Here is a 19,602-nt window from a genome sequence, read left to right as displayed (position 1 = left end):
GGTGTTCACGCTGCCGCCGTTCAGGGCCAGCGTGCCGGCCGCATCGGTCGTCACCGAGGCCGCGCTGACCGCCGCGCCGAAGGTGGTCGCGCCGCTGCCGTCGACTGCCAGCGCGCCGAGGCGAGTGGTGCCGCCGACGCTGCCGGCGAACTGCACGTCGCCGGTGCCGGCGTGCACCGCCAAGCCGTGCGCACCGTTCACGGTGCCGGCGAAGGTCACGTCGCCGCCGCCGCTGTTCAGGCCTTCGTAGCCGGCCAACGTCACCGCGCCGGTGTAGGTCTGGGCGCCGGTCGTGTTCACCACGCCGCCGTTCAGCGTGCTCGCGCCGCTGATGGCCAGCTGGCCCAGCGCCGTGGTGGCGCCGAGGCCGGCGCCGCCGATCACCGCGTTGCCGGTGATGGTCAGCGATTGGCCGCCGGCGGCCGCCGCATCGGCGCCGCCGAGCAGGCTGACCGTGCTGCCGGTCAAGGTGGCGTCGGCACCGAGCACGATGGCTTCGCCGTAGCTCTGCGCACCGGTGGTGTCGACGCTGCCGCCGTTCACGTTCAGGCCGCCTGCCGCGTCGGTGGTCAGCGAGGCCGCGTTCACCGCGGCAGCAAGGTAGACCTGGCCGCTGCTGTTGATCGCCAGGTCGCCCAGGCGGGTGTCGCCGCCGACCACGCCGCTGAACTGCACGTCCGCATTGCCGCTGGAGATGGTCAGGTCATGGGCGCCATCGACGGTACCGGCGAAACTGACCACGCCGCCGCTGCTCAGGATTTCGTCGCCGGCCAGCGTCAGCGCGTCGCCGTAGGACTGGAAACCGCTGGTGTTCACCACGCCGCCGTTCAGCACGGCCGGGCCGGCGATCTGCAACTGGTTCAGCGCCGCGCCGGCGCCGAGGCCGGCGCCGCCGATCACCGCGCCGCCGACGATGGTCAGCGACTGGCTGCCGGCGCTGGCCGCATCGGCGCCGCCGAGCAGGCTCACCGTGCTGCCGATCAGCGTCGCGTCGGCGCCGAGCGTCGCCAGACCGGTGTAGCTCTGCGTGCTGGTAGTTTCGACCGTACCGCCGTTCAGGCTGCTGCTGCCGCTGATCGACAGCTGGTTCAGCGCGGTATTGGCGCCAAGGCCGCCGCCGATCACGGCATCGCCTTCGATGTTCAGCGACTGCCCGCCGGCCGAAGCCGCATCCGCACCGCTCAGCAGGCTGACCGTCGTGCCGTGCAGGGTGGTGTCGACGCCCAGCTGGACATGGCCGGCATAGTGCTGCGCGCCGGTGGTGTCTACGCTGCCGCCGTCCAGGTACGCCTCGCCGCTGCCGGTCGTCACCGATGCCGCCGCCACCGTGCCGGCGAAGCCGGTGTAGAGACTGGCGTTCGACGTGAGCGCACCCAGCCGCTCGGTGCCGCCGACGGCGCCGCCGAAGCCGGTCGAGGTGGAGCTGATAGTCAGGTTGTGGCCGCCATCCACGGTGCTGCCGAAGTAGATCGAGTCGCCGGAAAGCTCTGTATCCCCGGCCAGGGTCACGGCATCGCCATAGTGCTGACCGCCGCTGGTCGAGAGATTGCCGCCCAACACCGTACTGCCGGCGGCGTCGGTCGTGACCGAACCCGCGCCCATCGACAACGCGCTGAGGGTGGTCACGCCGGAGCTGTTGACGATCAGCGCGCCGCCCACCCCGAACACGGAGAAGTTGACATTGCCGCTGCCGCTGTCGACGGTCAGGTCAGAGGCCGTGTTGAGAGTGCCGCCGAAGTGGACATCTCCGCCATTGCTGGTCAGATGCGACGCACTACCCAGCCACAGCCCGCCATAGTTCTGATCGCCGGTGGTATCCACGCTACCGCCGTTCACGTTCCAGTGGCTGCTGCCAGTTGCCTGTACCGCGCTTGCACGCACCGTTCCATCGAATTGGACATTGGTGTCGCTGGCCGTGCTCAGCACGCCGATTCGCGTGCCGGCGCCGACCGCACCAGTGAATTGGGCGAGCGCGCCATCGGTACGAATGCTCAGGTCATGCGCGCCATCGACCGTGCTGGGGACGGTGATCGTACCGCCCGAATCCAGGCTCACGTCGCCGGCCAATGTCACCGCGTCGCCCGCGTCATCACCGTACTGCTGCCCGCCGATGGTCTTGAAGGTCCCGGCGAGCGTGCTGGCGCCGCTGATCGACAACGCGTTCAAGGCCGTACCGGCACCGAGCCCATTGGTGATCACGGCATCGCCCACGATCGCCAGCGACTGCCCGCCGGCCGTAGTCGCATCGACGCCGCCGAGCAGGCTCACCGCGGTGCCGGTCAGCGTGGTATCGGCGCCGAGCACGGCCGATTCGCCGTAGCTCTGCGTGCCGGTGGTGTCGACGCTGCCGCCGTTGATCGCCAGCGAGCCGAACGCGTCGGTGGTGACCGAGGCCGCGCTGACCGCGCCGCCGAAGGTGGTCGCGCCGCTGCTGTTGACCGTGAGCGCGCCGAGCCGCGTGGTGCCGCCGACCGCGCCGGCGAAGGTCGCATCGCCGAAGGCGGTGCCGACGGTCAGCGCATGCGCGCCGTCGACCGTGCTGCCGAAGCCGATGTTGGCGCTGCTGGCATGCAGGGTGTTGTCGGCAGCCAGAGCGACCGCGCCGGTGTAGGTCTGGCTGCCGGTGGTGTCGACGGTGCCGCCGCCGAGGCTGCTGGCGCCGCTGATCGACAGGCTGGCCAGCTCCATGCTGCCGCCGATCGCGCCGCCGATCACCGCGTTGCCGACGATGCTCAGGAACTGGCCGCCGGCGCTCGTGCCTTCGGCACCGCCCAGCAGGCTCACCGTGCTGCCGGTCAGCGTGGTGTTGTCGCTGATCACGGCGCTTTCGCCATAGCTCTGCATGCCGGTCGTATTCACGCTGCCGCCGTCGATCGCCAGCGAGCCGAGCCCGTCGGTGCCGACCGAGGCCGCACGGACCGCCCCGCTGAAGGTGGTCGCGCCGCTGCTGTCGACCGCCAGCGCGCCTAGCCGGGTGGTGGCGCCGACCGCGCCGGCGAAGGTCGCGTCGCCGGCGGCGGTGCCGACGGTCAGGCCGTGGCCGCCGTCGACCGTGCTGCCGAAGCCGATGTTGGCGCTGTCGGCATGCAGCGTGGCGTCGGCCGTCAGCGTGACCGCGCCGGTGTAGATCTGGCTGCCGGCGGTATTGATGATGCCGCCGCCGAGTTCGCTGGCGCCGGTGATCGACAGGCTTTCCAGCGCGGCGCTGGCGCCGAGCGCGCCGCCGATCACCGCGTCGCCGTCGATGCTCAGCGAATGGGCGCCGGCCGTGGCCGCCTCGGCGCCGCCGAGCAGGCTGACCGTGCTGCCGGACAGCGCCGCGTCGGTGCCGAGCGTGGCGAGGCCGCCGTAGCTCTGCGTGCCGGTGGTGTCGACCACGCCGCCGTTCAGCGCGCTCGCGCCGCTGATCGACAACTGGCTCAGCTCGGTGCTGGCGCCGATCGAGCCGCCGATCACCGCATCGCCGACGATGGCCAGCGACTGGCCGCCGATGGTGGAGGCTTCGGCACCGGCCAGCAGGCTCACCGTGCTGCCGGTCAGCGTGGTATTGGCGCCGAGCAGGGCGACTTCGCCATAGCTCTGCGTGCCGGTGGTGTCGACGCTGCCGCCGTCGAGCGCCAGCGAGCCGGCGGCGTCGGTGACGACCGAGGCCGTGCGGACCGTGCCGCCGAAGGTGGTCGTGCTGCTGCTGTCGATCGTCAGCGCGCCGAGCCGGGTGGTGCCGCCGACCGCGCCGGCGAAGGTCGCGTCGCCGAAGGCGGTGTCCACGCTCAGCGCATGGGCGCCGTCCACCGTGCTGCCGAAGCCGATGTCGGCGGCGGTGGCCTGCAGCGCGGTATCGGCGGTCAGCGTCACTGCGCCGGTATAGGTCTGGTTGCCGTCGGTGGAGACCGAACCGCCGAGGCTGGTGCTGCCGCTGACCGACAGGCTGTTCAGCATCGCGCCCGCGCCGATGTCGCCGCCGATCACCGCGTTGCCGACGATGGTCAGCGACTGGTTGCCGGCCACGTCTGCGTCGGCGCCGCCGAGCAGGCTCACCGTGCTGCCGGTCAGCGTGGTGTCGGCGCCGAGCACGGCCAGTTCGCCGTAGCTCTGCGTGCCGCTGGTGGTCACGCTGCCACCGTTCAGCGCCAGCGTGCCGGCCGCGTCGGTGCTCACCGAGGCGGCGTCGACCGCCGCGTCGAAGCGGGTCTGGCCGCTGCTGACGACGCTGAGCGCGCCGAGCGTGGTGGTGCCGCCGATCGCGCCCGAGAACAGCACGTTGCCGGCGCCGCTGTCGATGGCCAGGTCGTGCGTGCCCTCGATGCCGCCGTTGAAGCCGACGTTGCCGCCGCCGCTGCTCATCGACACGTCGCCGAGCAGCGTCACGGCACCGTTGTAGTTCTGGCTGCCGAGGGTATCGATCACCACGCCGTGCAGCGTGCCGGTGCCGCTGATCGACAGGCCGCTCAACGCGGTGCCGGCGCCGATGCCGGCGCCGCCGATCACGGCGTTGCCCATGATGTCCAGGCTCTGCCCGCCGGAGCTGGTCGCGTCGGCGCCGTTCAGCAGTGTGATCTCGCTGCCGGTCAGCGTGGTGTCGGCGCCGAGCACGGCCGTCTCGCCATAGCTCTGGGTGCCGGTGGTGTTGATGCTGCTGCCGTCGATGGCCAGCGTGCCGGCACCGTCGGTGCTGACCGAGGCCGCCCGTACCGAGCCGGCGAAGCCGGTGGCGCCGCTGGCGTCGATCGACAGCGCAGCGAGCCGCGTGGTGTTGCCGACCGCGCCGTTGAACTGCACGTCGCCGGCGTCGCTGTCGATGGCGAGGCCGTGGGCGCCGTTGACGGTGCCGGAGAAGGTGACGTCGCCGCCGCCGCTGACCAGGCTCACGTCGCCGCCCAGCGTCACCGCGCCGCTGTAGAGCTGGTCGCCGAGGCTGTGGATCGTGCCGCCGTTCAGCGCGCTGGTGCCGGTGACGGTCAGCTGGTCCAGCGCCGCACCGCTGCCGACGTCGCCGCCGATCACCGCATTGCCGGCGATGGTCAGTGCCTGGCCGCCGTTGCTGGATGCATCGGCGCCGTTCGACAGGGTCACCGTGCTGCCGGTCAGCGTGGTCGTGGCGCCGAGCACGGCGCGCTCGCCGTAGCTCTGGATACCGGTGGTGTCGACGCTGCCGCCGTCGATCGCCAGCGTGCCGAACGCGTCGGTCGTGACCGAGGCCGCGCTGACCGCGCCGCCGAAGGTGGTCGCGCCGCTGCTGTTGACCGTGAGCGCGCCGAGCCGCGTGGTGCCGCCGACCGCGTCGGCGAAGGTCGCATCGCCGAAGGCGGTGCCGACGGTCAGCGCATGGGCGCCGTCGACCGTGCCGCCGAAACCGATGTTGGAACTGGTGGCGTGCAGCGTGTTGTCGGCGGTCAGGCTGACCGCGCCGGTGTAGGTCTGGCTGCCGGTGGTGTTGACGGTGCCGCCGCCGAGGCTGCTGGTACCGCTGATCGAAAGGCTGGCCAGCGCCGCGCTGCCGCCGAGCGCGCCGCCGATCACCGCGTCGCCGTCGATGATCAGGAACTGGCCGCCGGCGCTCGCGGCTTCGGCGCCGCCGAGCAGGCTCACCGTGTCGCCGGTCAGCGTGGTGTTGCCGGTCAGCAGGGCGCTCTCGCCGTAGCTCTGGTCGTCGGTGGTGTCGATGTCGCCGCCGATGGTCAGCGTGCCGGCCGAGTCGGTGACGACCGAAGCCGCCGTGACCGCCGTGGAGAAGGTGGTCTCGCCGCCGCTGTCGACCTCGAGCGCGCCGAGCCGCGTGCCGCCGCCGACCGCGCCGCTGAAGGTCGCGTCGCCGGAGCCGGTGCTCACGGTCAGCGCGTAGGCCCCGTCGACCGTGCTGCCGAAGCCGATGTTGGCGCTGTTGGCCTGCAGCGTGACGTCGCCGGTCAGCGTCACCGCGCCGGTATAGGTCTGGTTGGCATTGGTGGAGACCGAGCCGCCGAGCTGGCTGGTGCCGCTGATCGACAGTTCGCCCAGCATCGCGCCGGCGCCGAGGTCGCCGCCGATCACCGCGTCGCCGACGATGCTCAGCGACTGGCTGCCGGCCGAAGCCGCATCGGCGCCGGCCAGGAGACTCACCGTGCTGCCGGTCAGCGTGGTGTCGGCGCCGAGCACGGCCAGTTCGCCGTAGCTCTGGGTGCCGGTGGTGTCGACGCCGCCGCCGTTGATCGCCAGCGTGCCGGATGCGTCGGTCGCGACCGATGCCGCGCTGACTGCCGCGCCGAAGGTGGTGGCCGCGTCGCTGTGGACCACCAGCGCACCGAGCCGGGTGACGCCGCCGACCGCGCCGCTGAAGGTCGCGTCGCCGAAGCCGGTGTCGACGCTGAGCGCGTGGGCGCCGTCGACCGTGCTGGCGAAGCTGACGTTGGCGCTGTTGGCGGTCAGCGTCACGTCGTCGGTCAGCGTGACCGCACCGGTGTAGGTCTGGTTGGCATTGGTGGAGACCGAGCCGCCGAGCTGGGTGCTGCCGCTGACCGACAGGCCGCCCAGCATCGCGCCGGCGCCGAGGTCGCCGCCGATGACCGCGTTGCCGTCGACGATCAGCGACTGCGTGCCGGCCGCCGCCGCGTCGGCGCCGCCCAGCAGGCTCACCGCGCTGCCGGTCAGCGTGGCGTCGGCGCCGAGCACGGCCAGTTCGCCGTAGCTCTGCGTGCCGCTGGTGGTGACGCCGCCGCCGTTGATCGCCAGCGTGCCGGCCGCATCGGTGCTGACCGAGGTCGCGCCGACCGTGCCGCCGAAGGTGGTCGCGCCGCCGCTGTCGACGTCGAGCGCGCCGAGTTGACCGGTGCTGCCGACCGCGCCGCTGAAGGTCGCGTCGCCGGAACCGGTAACGACATTGAGCGCATAGCCGCCATCCACCGTGCTGCCGAAGGCGATGTCGGCGTCGTCGGCATTCAGCGTGGTGACGGTGGTCAGCGTGACCGCGCCGGTGTAGGTCTGGTTGCCGCTGGTGTCGATGGTCGCGCCGCCGAGCGTGCTGGCGCCGCTGATCGACAGGCTGCCCAGCGCCGCGTTGGCGCCGACCGCGCCGGAGATCATCGCGTCGCCGACGATGCTCAGCGACTGGCTGCCGGCGGTGGCCGCGTCGGCACCGCCGTTCAGGGTCACGGTGCTGCCGGTCAGCGTGGTGTCGGCGCCGAGCACGGCCCGCTCGCCGTAGCTCTGCCCGTAGGTGGTGTCGATGCTGCCGCCGTTCAGCGCCAGCGTGCCGACCGAGTCGGTGCTGACCGAGGCGGTCTTGACCGCTGCGCCGAAAGTGGTCGCGCCGCTGCTGTTGACGGTGAGGATGCCGAGCCGGGTGGTGCCGCCGACCGCGCCGTTGAAGGTCGCGTCGCCGGCGCCGGCGGTGATGTACAGCTCGTGGGCGCCGTCCACCGTGCTGCCGAAGCCGATGTCGCCGCCGCCGGTGTTCATGCCGAGGTCGACGTTCAGCGTGACCGCGCCGGTGTAGGTCTGGTCGCCGCTGGTGTAGATGCCGCCGCCGTTGATGGTGGTGGCGCCGCTGACCGAGAAGTCGGAGATCAGGTAGATGCCGCCGATCGAATCGCCGAGCACCGCGTCGCCGGCGATGGCGAGGCTGTGGGCCGGCGTGCCGTAGGAGTCGGCGCCCTGCGACAGCGTGACGGTGCTGCCGGTCAGGGTGAGGTCGTTGGTGAGGTAGATCCGGTCGCTGTAGTTCTGGGCTCCGCTGGCGGTATCGATGTCGCCGCCGGCGATCGAGAAGCCGGTGACGTCGAGCGAGGCGGCCTTGACCGAATCGACGAAGGTGATGGCGCTGCTGCTCTCGACCGCCAGCGCGCCGAGCCGCGTGGTGCCGCCGACGGCGCCGCCGAAGGTCACCGCGCCGCTGCCGCCGTCGATGTCGAGGCCATGGGCGCCGTCGACCGTGCTGCTGAAGTCGACCGTGCCGCTGGTGGTGCCGATGGTGACGTCGCCGGCCAGGGTGGCAGCCCCGATCACGTTGAAACCGCCGCTGGTGGTGGTGTAGTTGCCGGACAGCGTGGTCGTGCCGGTGTAGCTCTGGTTGCCGGTGGAGCCGACGCCGGCCAGCGTGATGTCGCCGGCGGTGACGGTCAGCGAGTACAGCCCGCTGGCGACGCTCTGCAGGTCGACGCTGCCGCTGCCGGCCTTGAAGGTGGCGGCGCTGCCGGCGCCGACCAGCGCGCCGGCGACGGTGATGTTGCCGTTGGCGGCCTCGGTGCTCAGCGTGGCGTTGCTGGTCAGGGTCACGGCGCCGTCGATGACGATCGACTTGCCGGTCAGGTCGGCGCCGAACGTGGTGGCACCGGTGTAGGACTGGGCGCCGCTGGTGACGACGCCGGCCAGGCTGATGTTGTCGCCGCTGAGGGTGATGCCCGAGCGGGTGCTGTCGGCGCCGTTGTTGGTGAAGGCCTGGGCCAGCGTGACGTCGCCGCCGGTGGCGGCCAGCGCGAGGTTGCCGCTGTTGCCGACGCTGATGCTGCCGTTGGCGAGGATGTCGCCGTTCGCCGTCACCGAGATGTCGCCGTCGGCGGTGGTCATCGCGCCGAGCGTCACGTCGACGCTGGAATCGAGGTAGATGCCGCCGGTGCCGGTCACCTGGGCCGCCACGCTGGCGACCGAGGTGTCGAAGGCCGCGCCGCTGGTGCCGATGCCGGTGGCGCTGGTCAGGTCGAGGCTGGCGCCGATGAACGAGGACGAGGCACTGAGCAGCGAGCCGGCCGCGGCTTCCAGCACGATGCTGCCGGTGGCACCGGCGTTGACGGTGCCGACCGTCAGGTCGCCGGTGGTGGCGGTCAGGTCGATGGTGCGGCCGGTGCCGCCGGCCGCCGCGGTGTCGACGGTGGCGCCGGCGCTGTTGGTCAGCGTGATGTCGCCGTCGCTGGTCGACAGCGCGGCCGAGCTCAGCGCGCCGGTGTTGTTCACCGTCAGGCCGGCGGCGCCGGTCAGGCCGGCGTCGAGGCTGCCGACCGTGGTGGTCAGCGTGGTGTCGCCGCCGGCCGAGCCGCTGCGCAGGTAGAGCGAGGACGCGCTGACCGCCAGCTCGCGCGCGGCCGCGCCGCTGGCGTCGGTCAGCACGTCGGTGCTGCCGATCAGGCGCACCGCGCCGGTGGTCGAGATCGCCGCGCTGGAGAGCTTGAGCGTGCCGGCCGAATCGAGCGACAGGTTGCCGCCGGACAGCGCGATGCCGGCCGTGACGTCGAGGTCGCCGGCGGTCTTCAGGTAGATCGAGCCGCCGCTGCCGATGCTGAGCGCGCCCGAACCCAGCACCAGCGCGCCGGTGCCGCTGTTGTCGGCCGAGATCACGCCGGTGCCGGTCGACGACAGGTTGCTGATGGCGGAGACGTTGAGCTTGATCGGCGTGCCGGCGCCGGTGCTCGCGTCGGTCACCACGCCGATGTCGCCGCCGGCGCTGAGCGCGGCGGTATGGGCGGTCACCTGGGTGCCGCTGCCGGTGGCCAGGATGGAGCCGGCCGCGGTCAGGTTGACCACGCCCGAGGTGGTGCCGGCCGTGGCGGTGCCGACGGTCAGGTCGCCGCTCGAGGTGGCCAGGGTCACGCTATTGCCGTCGATGTCGACCTGGGCGTTGGTCACCGTGGTCGGGCCGGCGGTGTTGATCACCAGGTCGCCGCCGCGGGCGCGGGCGTTGCTGACGGTGAGGCCCGCGCTGTTGTCGTCGGTCACGTAGATGCCGACGCCGGTGGTGTTGGAGGCGAGCGCCAGCGCCGAGGTGGTGGTCTGGATCGCCCGGCTGCTGGTGCCGACGCCTTCGCTGCCGGTCAGCGCGACGCCTGCGGCCACCACGCGGGTGCCGTCCTGGCCGTCGTCGATGATGCGACCACCGGAGGAGGAGGCCACCGCGGTGAAGGTACCCGCGCCGGCGTCGATATTGCCCAGCACCATGGTACCGGGGCCGGACGAGACGACGATGCCGGCGCCGCCCGAGATCAGGTTGAGCAGCTGCTGGCTGGCGGTACCGCTGATGTTGACCAGGCCGCCGCCGGAGTTGAGGTAGGTCAGCGTCAGCGCGGAGGTGTTCTTCAGGTAGATCGCGCCGCCCGAGCTGGTGACCTGGACGCGCTGGCCGGCGACCTCGAAGCGGTTGGACAGCCCGCCCACGCCGCCGGCGCCGTTGAGCGCGACATCGAAGGCCTCCGCCTTGGCGGTGCCGGAGCCGTTGAGCAGCATGCCGGCGGCGTCGAGCTCGATCTTGCCGTTGCTGGCGCCGGCAATGACGTTGCCCTGCAGCGTGATGTCGCCGCTCGAGGTGCGCAGCGAGATGTCGTTGCCGGCCGCGTCGGTGCCCGAGCTCATGCCGTTGACCACCATGGCGCCGCCGGCGAGCACCGAGGTGGCGCCGTTGTTGACCGAGGTGGTCAGGCCGCCCTGGATGCCGCCGTTGGCGGTCATGTAGAGCGAGCCGGTGCCGGTGACGGTGGCCGACACGGTGCTGCCGCTGCCGCCGCTGTTGTAGGCCGACACCAGGATCGGCGCCAGCGCGGTGCCGATGCCGTTGGCCGCGCTGAGCGTGATGGCGGCGCTGCTGCCGCCCGCCGTCAGCGTGCCGCCGCCGTACAGGATGCTGCCGCCGCCGGCGGTCAGCGTGATCGGGCTGTTGCTGCCGGTGGAAATCGAGCCGATGGTCAGGTCGCCGCTCGACGAATCGACCGTCAGCGCACCGCTGGTGCTCAGCGAATCGAGCGTCAGCGTGCCGGCCTGCTTGACGTAGATGCCGCCGCTGCCGCTGGAGGCGGTCAGGCTGCCGACGGCCAGGCCGAGCAGGGTGCCGCTGGTGCCGATCGCGCCGGACGAGCCGCTGGCGGTCATCGTCAGGTCGCCGGCGGTGATCAGCGAGGACGAGTTGATGGCGCCGATGCTGCCGCTGCCGCTGTTGGGCGAGGCCGTGAGCACCACCGCGCCGCTGTCGACGTTGATGGTGCCGACCGCGATCGAACCGCTGGTCTTGTAGCTGAAGTCGAGCCCGCTGCTGTCGACCACGCTGGTCAGCGTGGCGCTGCCGCTCGAGTCGGTGGCGGCCATGGTGAAGTTGCTGCCGACCAGGCTCAGCGTGCCGGTGCTGCTCGAGCCGGAGCCCGTGCGGTCGATGGTCAGGCTGGACAGGTCGCCCAGGTCGGTGAGGTAGATGCTGCCGACGCTGTTGATGCTCAGCGACTCGGTGTCGACCCGCAGCCGGGTGCCGGAGCTGCCGACCGCGGCGCTGCCGGTGTTGGCGACCAGCTTGACCGATTCGGCGGTGATCAGGTTGCTGATCGAGGAGCCGAGCAGGTTGCCGCCGCCGGCGTTGAGCACCACGTCGCCGCCGCTGGTGATGGTGCCGACCGTGATGCCGTTGCTGTCCGAACCGGCAGCGAGGCTGACGTCGTCGGCCGCCGTGATCGTGCTGGCGATCAGGCTGTAGCTCTCGGTCACCGCCACGCTGCCGCTGGCGCCGTGGGCCGCGCTGGCCGAGGCGCTGAGCGTGGTGGTGCCGTTGCCGAGCGCAGTGGTGCTGATGGCGCTGCGGTTGCCGATCGAGCCGCTGGCGATCAGCGACACGGTGCCGGTATTGGACAGCGAGCCGCTGAGGATCGAGCCGCCCTGGTTGTCGATGGTGATCGACTGGCCCGAGGCGTCGATGGTACCGAGCGCGATGTCGCCGACGTCGTTGGTCAGGGTGATCGGACCGCCCGAGATGATGCCGTTGAGGTTGGCCGAACCGTGCAGCGAGACGTTCACGCCGTTGTTGGCGGTCACCGTCAGCGAGTCGACGGTGGCCTCGACCGCGTTGCCGCTGCCGGTGGCGCCGACCAGGCCGCTCGGCGAGGTCAGGGTCAGCTTGGCAGCCTGCACCTGGGTGGCGGTATTGCCGTCGCCGACGATGTCGCTGCCGTTGGAGGTCATCGCCACGGCGCCCTGGGTGCCGAGGTCGACGGTGCCGACAATAATCTTGTGGTCGCTGGTGAGGGCGAAGTCCAGCCCGCCGGTGTCGACCAGGCTGGTCACGGTGGTGCCGCTGACGTCGTCCACGCCGCTGAACAGGCCGTACTGCGGGCCGCCGGTGCGCAGCACCGACTGGATGTCGTAGGTGCCGCCGTATGTGGCGGTCGGATGGGTGACGTTGAGAATCAGCGAGTCGATGTGGGTATCGGATTCGACATTGAGCGCGCCGGTGACGTTGAAGGTGACCAGCGGGGCCGAGATGCGCAGCGGATCGGCCAGCGCGCCGGCGGCGCCGCCGGCGGTGGTGGTGACGGTGAGCTGGCCGGCGCTGATGCGGTCGGCCGTATTGGAGCTGCCGATGATGTCGCCGGCGCCGGTCAGCGTCACGGCGCCCGCGGGGCCGACGTCGATGACGCGGATCAGCTGGTTGCGCTGGGTCGACAGCGAGAAGTTGAGCCCCGTGGTGTCGATCACGCTGTTGACGTTGGTGGTGCCGTTGTCGAACAGGTCGAAGGTCGCGAGGTTCCAGGACGACAGCTCGTAGGTCGGCGAGACGCCGCCGCTGGACTGGGTGCTGGTCAGGCTCAGGTTGCTCAGGTCGGCGCTGTTGTTGACGTAGAAGTTGGCGCCGGTGGTCAGCGCCAGGTTGCGCGTCTCGGTCTCCATCGCGCTGCCGCTCTGGCCGATCGAGCCGGAGGCGGAGAGGGTGACGGTGTCGCCGCCGAGGATGCCGCTGCTGACGCGCTCGATGTCGCCGCCGGTGGTCTGCAGCGTCAGCGAGCGGCCGGCCTGGGCGGTCAGCGTGCCGAGATCGAGATCGACGTCGGTGGCGAAGCTGAAGTTGAGGCCGCTGCCGTCGGACATGTCCGACACGGTGTAGCGGTCGCCGGCGACGCTGTCGGTCACGGTCAGCGCGAGATCCTGCGCCGTGACTTCGACGAAGCCCTGCTGGCCGACCGTGTTGTGCTTGGCCGTGAGGGCGAGGCTGTAGAGATCGGAGGCGTTGTCGACGTAGATGTTGCCGCCGCTGGTCGCGCTCAGCTGGCGCGTGTCGGTCAGGATCGCGTTGCCGTTGGCGCCGATGGAGCCCTGCGTGGCGGTCAGCTTGACGATCGGGGCGACCAGGCCGCTGCCGTTCTGGGTGATCGAACTGCTGCCGGTGACGGTGATGTCGGCCGTGGTGCCGACGGTATTGCCCTGGAGCTCGAGGCTGCCGGCGTTGCTGAGGTAGAGCTGGCCGGTGAGCTTGGACGACAGCGAGTTGACCACGCTGTAGAACTGCGTGCCGGAGGTGGCGCCGGCGACCGAGGAACCCTCGAGATAGAGCGAGTCGGCGGTGACGGCATTGGCGCCGACGCCGCGGATCGCGTTGTAGCTGCCCGCAGTGGCGCTGGCGGCGGTGAGGCTCACGCTGCCGCTGCCGCCGACGTTGAGGGTGCCGACGGTGAGGACCTTGTCGGTCTTCAGCGAGAAGTCGAGGCCGGACTGGCTGATGCTGTTGATCTTCAGGCCGTCCGGGCCGGTGTTGTTGTCGGTGACGCTGAAGGTGAGGCCGGTCGCCGAGATCGCGTAGCTGTTGCTGCTGCTCGGCGACTTCTTGTGCAGTGCCTCGAGCTTGAGCGAGGACAGCGTGGTGCTGTTGCTGATCGACAGGTTGCCGCCGGTGGCGATCGACAGGTTCTGGGTGCTGGTGGAGAGCGTCGCGCTGGCGCCGATGCCGCTGTTGGTGCCGATTGCCGTCAGGCTGATATGGCCGGCGGTCAGCGAGCCGCTGCTGCGGTTGATCTGCGGGCTGGTGCCGCTGGGCGCGCTGCGCGAGGTCAGCGCGATCGAGCCGGTGCTGCTGGTGCCGGCGTCGACGGTGGCGAGCGACAGCGCGCGGTCGACGCTCCAGGCGAAGTTCATCGAGCCGAGGACGGCCAGCCCGAGCGACATGGTGCTGCCGTCGACCACGACGAAGGAGTTGATGTTGCCGGCGCTGATGTCGTAGGTGTAGTTGCTGGCGCTGTTGACGTGGCTCAGCGTGGCGTCGAGCGTCGACAGGTTCTGGGCGTCGTCGACATAGACGTTGCCGCTGCCGACGAGGGTGAGCTTGGGCGCGTTGATGCCGACCCTGGCGCTGGCAGTGCCGATGTTGCCGTTGCCGTCGACGGTCGAGACGGCCGACAGCACCGCCTCGGCGGCGTTGACGAGGCCGGAGGGATTCAGGCTGCTGATGTTCGAGTTGGCGCCGCCGCCGCTGGTGGCCAGCGTCACCTTGGCGTTGCTGGCGACGATCTCGGAGATCCGGATGTTCTTCCGGTTGGTGAAGCTGAAGTCGGTGAGGAGGCCGGCGTTGGCGCCGGTCAGGTCGACGGTCTGGGTGGTGCCGTTGTCGTCGGCGACCAGGTCGAGGCCGTTGAGGGTGAGGCCGAATACGCTGGCGGTGCCGGCCGAGGTGGTCGAGTTGGTGCTGGTCAGCGCCAGCTTGGTCAGCGCGGTGTCGTCGCTGACGTAGAAGTCCCGGCCGGCGCTGAGGGCGAGGTCGCTGGTGCCGACCACGTCGACGGCCAGGCTCGAGGTGCCGATCGAGTTGCTGCTGCCGGCGGTGAGCGAGACCTTGCCGGCGGCGACCTTGGAGCCGGCGACGCCGTCGCTGATCACCTCGCCGGCGCCGGCCAGCGTGGCCGAACCTGCCGCGCCGACGTCGATGTCGCCGAGCGTGAGGCCGCGCACCCCGGTGAAGCTGAAGTCCAGCGCGGTGGCGCTGCTGACGGTCTGCAGGTAGCTGGCGCTGGCGTCTTCGGACAGCGTGAACACCTGGCCGCCGCCGGCCGTGATGGCGAAGCTGCCCGAGGACGAGCTGCCGCGCGTGATGGCCAGGCTGTCGAAGGCCTGGCTGTTGGCGATACCGATGTCGCCGCGGGCGGTGACGCTGGCCTCGTCGACGGTGAGGTTCAGCGCGCTGGACGTGCTGCCGACCGAGCCGGAGGCGGCGCTCAGCGTGACCTTGTCGGCGCTGATGCCGGTGCCGGCGTTGCCGTCGTCGAGGATGGAGCCGCTGCTGGCGGTCAGCGCCACCTCGCCGGCGCCGGTGAGGCCGACCGTGCCGACCGTCAGGTTGCCGCTCGAGGTGCCGACCGCGATGGCGCTGCCGGCGGCCAGATTCAGCAGCGACATGCCGCTGGTGCCGCTGACGTAGAGGCCGGTGCCGGCCTCGGCGCTGAGCGTGGCGGCGCCGAGGTAGACCTGCTTGTCGCTGGCGCCGATGGCGCCGCCGGCCTTGAGGCTCACGGTGCCGGCATTGCTGCCGGTGCTCAGCATGCTGGCGCTGGCGTTGAGGATGCTGCCGGCGGTCGCCTCCAGCGTGATGCTGTTGCTGGCGCCGCTGACGCTGATGCTGGTGCCGAGCGCGATGTCGCCATGGCTGGCCTTGATCACCACCGGGCCGCCGACGGCGCTGACGCTGCCGTTGAGCAGGCTGCCCAGCGTTACCGCGCCGACGTAGTTGTCGTTGCCGGTCGGCATCGGCAGGGTGACGTACACGCCGCCGCCGCTGGCCTGCGCGCCGAGCGTGCCGGTGATCACGTCGAGGTAGCCGGCGCCGCTGGCGCCGATCGCCTGGCTGGCCTTGAGCGTGGTGTCCTTGGCCAGCAGCCAGGTCGACTTGTTGCCGTCGTCGATCAGGTTGCCGTTGGTCGAGTTGAGCGTCGCGCTGCCGGTATAGGTGACGTCGACGTCGCCGATGGTGATGCTGCGGTCGCTGGTGAAGCTCAGCGTCAGCCCGCTGGCGTCGGTCAGCGTATTGAGGCTGTGGCCGCCGGCCGAGTCGCTGACGTCGAAGTTCAGCGACTGCGCGACGATGTCCATGCCGTAGCTGGTCGTGCCGTCGGCGTGCTTGCTCGAGATCGTCAGCTTGGTCAGGTCGGCCAGGTCGCGGATGTAGAGGTCGCCGCGGGTGGTCAGGTCGAGCGTGTTGGTGTTGACGTCGATCGGCGTGCCGGCGCTGCCGATGCCGCCGGCCGCGGCGCTGAGCTTGATGCTGTTGGCGGTGATGCGGGTCTGGTCGTTGCTGTCGCCGGTGATGTCGCCGGCGCTGGCGGTCAGCGACAGCGCACCGGCGGGGAGCATGACCTGGCCGACCCGGATCGACTGGTCGCCGGTGAAGCTGACGGTGCTGAGCCCCTGGCCGACCAGGTCGTCCATCTGGTACTCGGTACCGGTGTCGAAGATGCCGAAGGTCAGGTAGGGCGAATCGATCGCCAGGGTGTTGGCCGCACCCGGGGTAGCGTGCTTGTTGTCGATGGTGAGGCTGGACAGCGTGTAGCCGGTGTTCTTGAGATTGATGTCGCCGACGCCGGACAGGCTCAGCGTGGTGGTGCTGGTCTGCAGCTGGCTGCCGCTCTGGCCGAGGTGGCCGGCCGAGGCCAGCGTGATCGAGGAGGCATCGATCAGCGTATTGACGTCGGTGTCGCCGACGATGTTGCCGGCGCTGGCGGTGATGCTGGCGATGCCGCCGGCGCCGGTCTTGACGCTGCCCAGGGTCAGATCGCCGCTGGTGGCGGTGAGATAGGCGTAGTAGCCGGAGGTGTTCAGCTTCTCCACCGTGGCCGAGCCCTGCTGGGTCAGGATGATGCCGCCCGCGCCGATGTCGGCGACCAGCACGTTGGCCTTGGTGATCGCGTTGAGGCTGTTGTAGTCGAAGAGACCGGTGGCGGTCTTGAAGCTGACGCGGTTGCCGGTGACCGGGTCGCTGCCCATGCTGGTGATGCTGCCGTTGGCGGTGGTCAGCGACACGTTGCCCAGCGTGCCGGCATCGACGATGCCGAGATAGAGCTCGCCGGTGCCGGTCAGCGTCAGGTCGATGTCGTTGCCGCTGGCGTCGGTGCCCGATTCCAGCTTGGTGACCGTGGTGGTGCCGCCGGTGAGCACCGAGATGTCGCCGTTGCCGGCCGTGATGTCGAGCGTGACCGAGGCGGCGGTCGACTTCAGGTAGGCGCCGCCCGAGGTCGAGGAGGCGTTGATCGTGCTGGCGCTGGTGACCATGCGGTCGACGCTGGTGCCGATCTCGGTGGCGCCGCTCAGGGTCACCTGGGCTGCGCCGATCGTGGTGCTGGTGTCGCCGTCGTCGAGCAGGGCGCCGCCGGCGGACAGCGTCAGCGCGTTGCTGCCGATGGCGACGTTGCCGACGGTCAGGTCGTCGCCGGCCGAGACCGAGCTGTTGCCGCTGGCGACCAGGTGGTTGAGCGTCAGGTAGCCGTCCTCGCTCAGGTGGACGCCGCCGCTGCCGGCCGTGGCGGTCAGCGTATTGACGTTGGTGACGATCGACTGGCTGCCGTTGCCGATGGCGCCGTTGCTGCCGGTGCTGCCCTTGGCCGTCAGCGTCAGCCCGGCGGCGGTCAGGTGCGAGCTGGAATCGACCGCCAGGATGTCGCCCTGGCGCGAGGTCAGCGCCAGCGGGCCGGCCACCACGTCGACGGTGCCCAGTTGCAGCGTGCGGTCGACGCTGAGGCTGAAGTCGAGGTCGGCGGTGCTGGTGGCGGCGCCCAGCAGGTAGCGGCCGTCGCCGCCCTCGCTGAGCACGAAGCTCTGGCTCGGCGCGGTGAGCTGGAAGGTCGAGGTGCCGGCCACCACGTCGTCGAGGGTCAGCGACAGCTGGGTCAGCTGGGTGTCGCTGCCGGCGTACAGATTGCCGCCGGTCTGGCCGAACAGGGTGGCGGTGCTGACCGAGATGGCCGAGCCGCTGGCGCCGACGCTGCCGGCCGCGGCCAGCAGCTTGACCGCGCCGCCGGTCACCAGCGGGCTGGTCGCCGCCTTGTTGGCGATCGAGCCGGCGATCGACTGCAGCGTCACGATGCCGGAGCTGGCGTTGATGTCGCCGGCCAGCTGGATGTCGCCGGTCGAGTTCAGCGTGATGGCGCCGCCGTTGCTGGTCAGCTTGCCGATATTGCCGAGCGTGCTGCCGACGCCGAGCGCTTCGAGCTTGATGTCGCCGCCCTGGGTACGGATCTCGGTGTTCGCATCGAGGAAGCGGATGCCGCCGCTCTGGGTCGACTGCAGCGTGAAGCTGTTGCCGCCCGTGGTCTGCAGGTCGAGCCGGTTGCCCAAGCCCATCGCCTCGACCGTGATCTGGCCGGTGGCTTGCAGCAGGATGTTGGTGTTGCCGGCCAGGCCTTCGAGCAGGGTGCTCGACACGGTGTTCAGCGTCGCGCCGCTGCCCTGGTCGGCATCGCCCGACGCAACGGTGCCGTCGCCGGCGTTGCTGTCCTGGCTGCCGGCGCCCGAGGCCGCATAGACGATGCGCAGGTCGGTCGGATCGAGCAGCAAGAGGCCGGTCTGGCCCTGCGGCGCGCGCAGGTCGACCGTGCCGGTCAGGCCGATGTTCTTGCTGCTCGACACTTCGGCGAAGCCGCCGTCGCCGCCCTGCTCGCCGCCGCGGGCCGAGATGCTGCCGCCGAAGCGGGTGGTGTCGCTCGACCACAGCGTGACCGCGCCGCCGTCGCCGTTCGCCAGCGCATCGGCCTTCAGCGCCGCGCCGGCGGCCACCTCGACCGTCTGCGACTTGTCGGCGAACTGGCCGGCCGCGCTGTGCGGCGCGGCGCCGTTGAGGCCCGAGCTGCCGAGCGCGATCTCGCCGCCGCCGGCCGCGCCCGAGGCGTCGACCACGGTGCCGGCGCCGACCGCGACGTGCTCGCCGGTGACGATCACCTGGCCGCCGTGCTCGCCGGCGCCGCGGCCGGACGCGTCGACCGTGCCCTTGACCGCCACCGTGCCGGCGCCGCCGCCGGACAGCACGATGCGGCCGTTCTCGCTGCCGACCGAGGTGGCCACGATCAGGCCGTCGGTATTGATGACGTGGTCGATCACGCCCTTGACCGCGCGCGCGGACAGCAGCACCGAGCCGCCTTCGGCGCGGATCTCGCCGCTGTTGACCACCAGCGCGCCGTCGGGCAGCTCGCTGACCGCCGAGCCGGCGTCGAAGCTGAGCAGGCCGTCGCCGTGGAAGTCGAGCGTGAAGGTCTTGGCGCCGCCGAGCGCGACGCGGCCGAGCCGGGCCTCGATCACGCCGGAGTTCTGCACGCTGGGCGCCACCAGGGCGGCCAGGCCGCTGTCGCGGATGGTGATCTCGCCCTGGTTGACGATGCGCGCACCGGCCTGGTTCGACGCCTGGTCGAAGGCATAGCGGCCGGCCATGAAGTCGTCGTCGCGGATGTTGGCGGTGGTCGCCACCAGGCCGCCGACGTCGATGCGCGAGCCGGCGCCGAAGATCACCCCGTTGGGATTGACCAGCATCACCGTGCCGGTCGCGTTGAGCCGGCCGAAGATCGAGGAGGGATCGTTGCCGAGCACCCGGTTCAGCGTGACGCTGGACGCGCCCGGCTGCAGGAAGTTGACCGTCTCGTTGGCCCCGATGCTGAAGCCCTTCCAGTTGATGATCGCCTTGTTGGTCGACTGGAAGATGTTCAGCGTGTTCGGATCGCTGTTGGCGAACGTCGCCGAGCCGGCCACCACCTGGCCGCCGGTCGGGTTGGCGTGCGCGAGGTTGCCCGACAGCATCGAGCCGACCAGCATCGCCAGCGTGCTCAGCGTGGTCTTGGGCATCCGGCGGGGACGCAGCCGGCGGAAGAAGCGGTAGAGAGGGGACGGGGTGCTGCGGCTGCGGGTGATCTTGCGCGAGTTCAT

General features: G+C 71.0%; 1 protein-coding gene (only partly in view). It reads right to left on the bottom strand.

The features are described 5' to 3' along the window. Positions 1-19,602 carry the 5' portion of a filamentous hemagglutinin N-terminal domain-containing protein gene (locus H9L41_RS00690; RefSeq protein WP_034607687.1) on the bottom strand. Its footprint begins 8,460 nt before the window's first position, so only the first 19,602 of its 28,062 coding nucleotides appear in the window; it begins with the start codon at positions 19,600-19,602; its stop codon lies beyond the left edge, outside the window.

The sequence above is a fragment of the Chitinimonas koreensis genome, assembly GCF_014353015.1.
GTDB lineage: Bacteria > Pseudomonadota > Gammaproteobacteria > Burkholderiales > Chitinimonadaceae > Chitinimonas > Chitinimonas koreensis.
The sequence above is the reverse complement of the archived record's forward strand: the minus strand, read 5'-3'. Positions and strand labels throughout refer to the sequence as shown.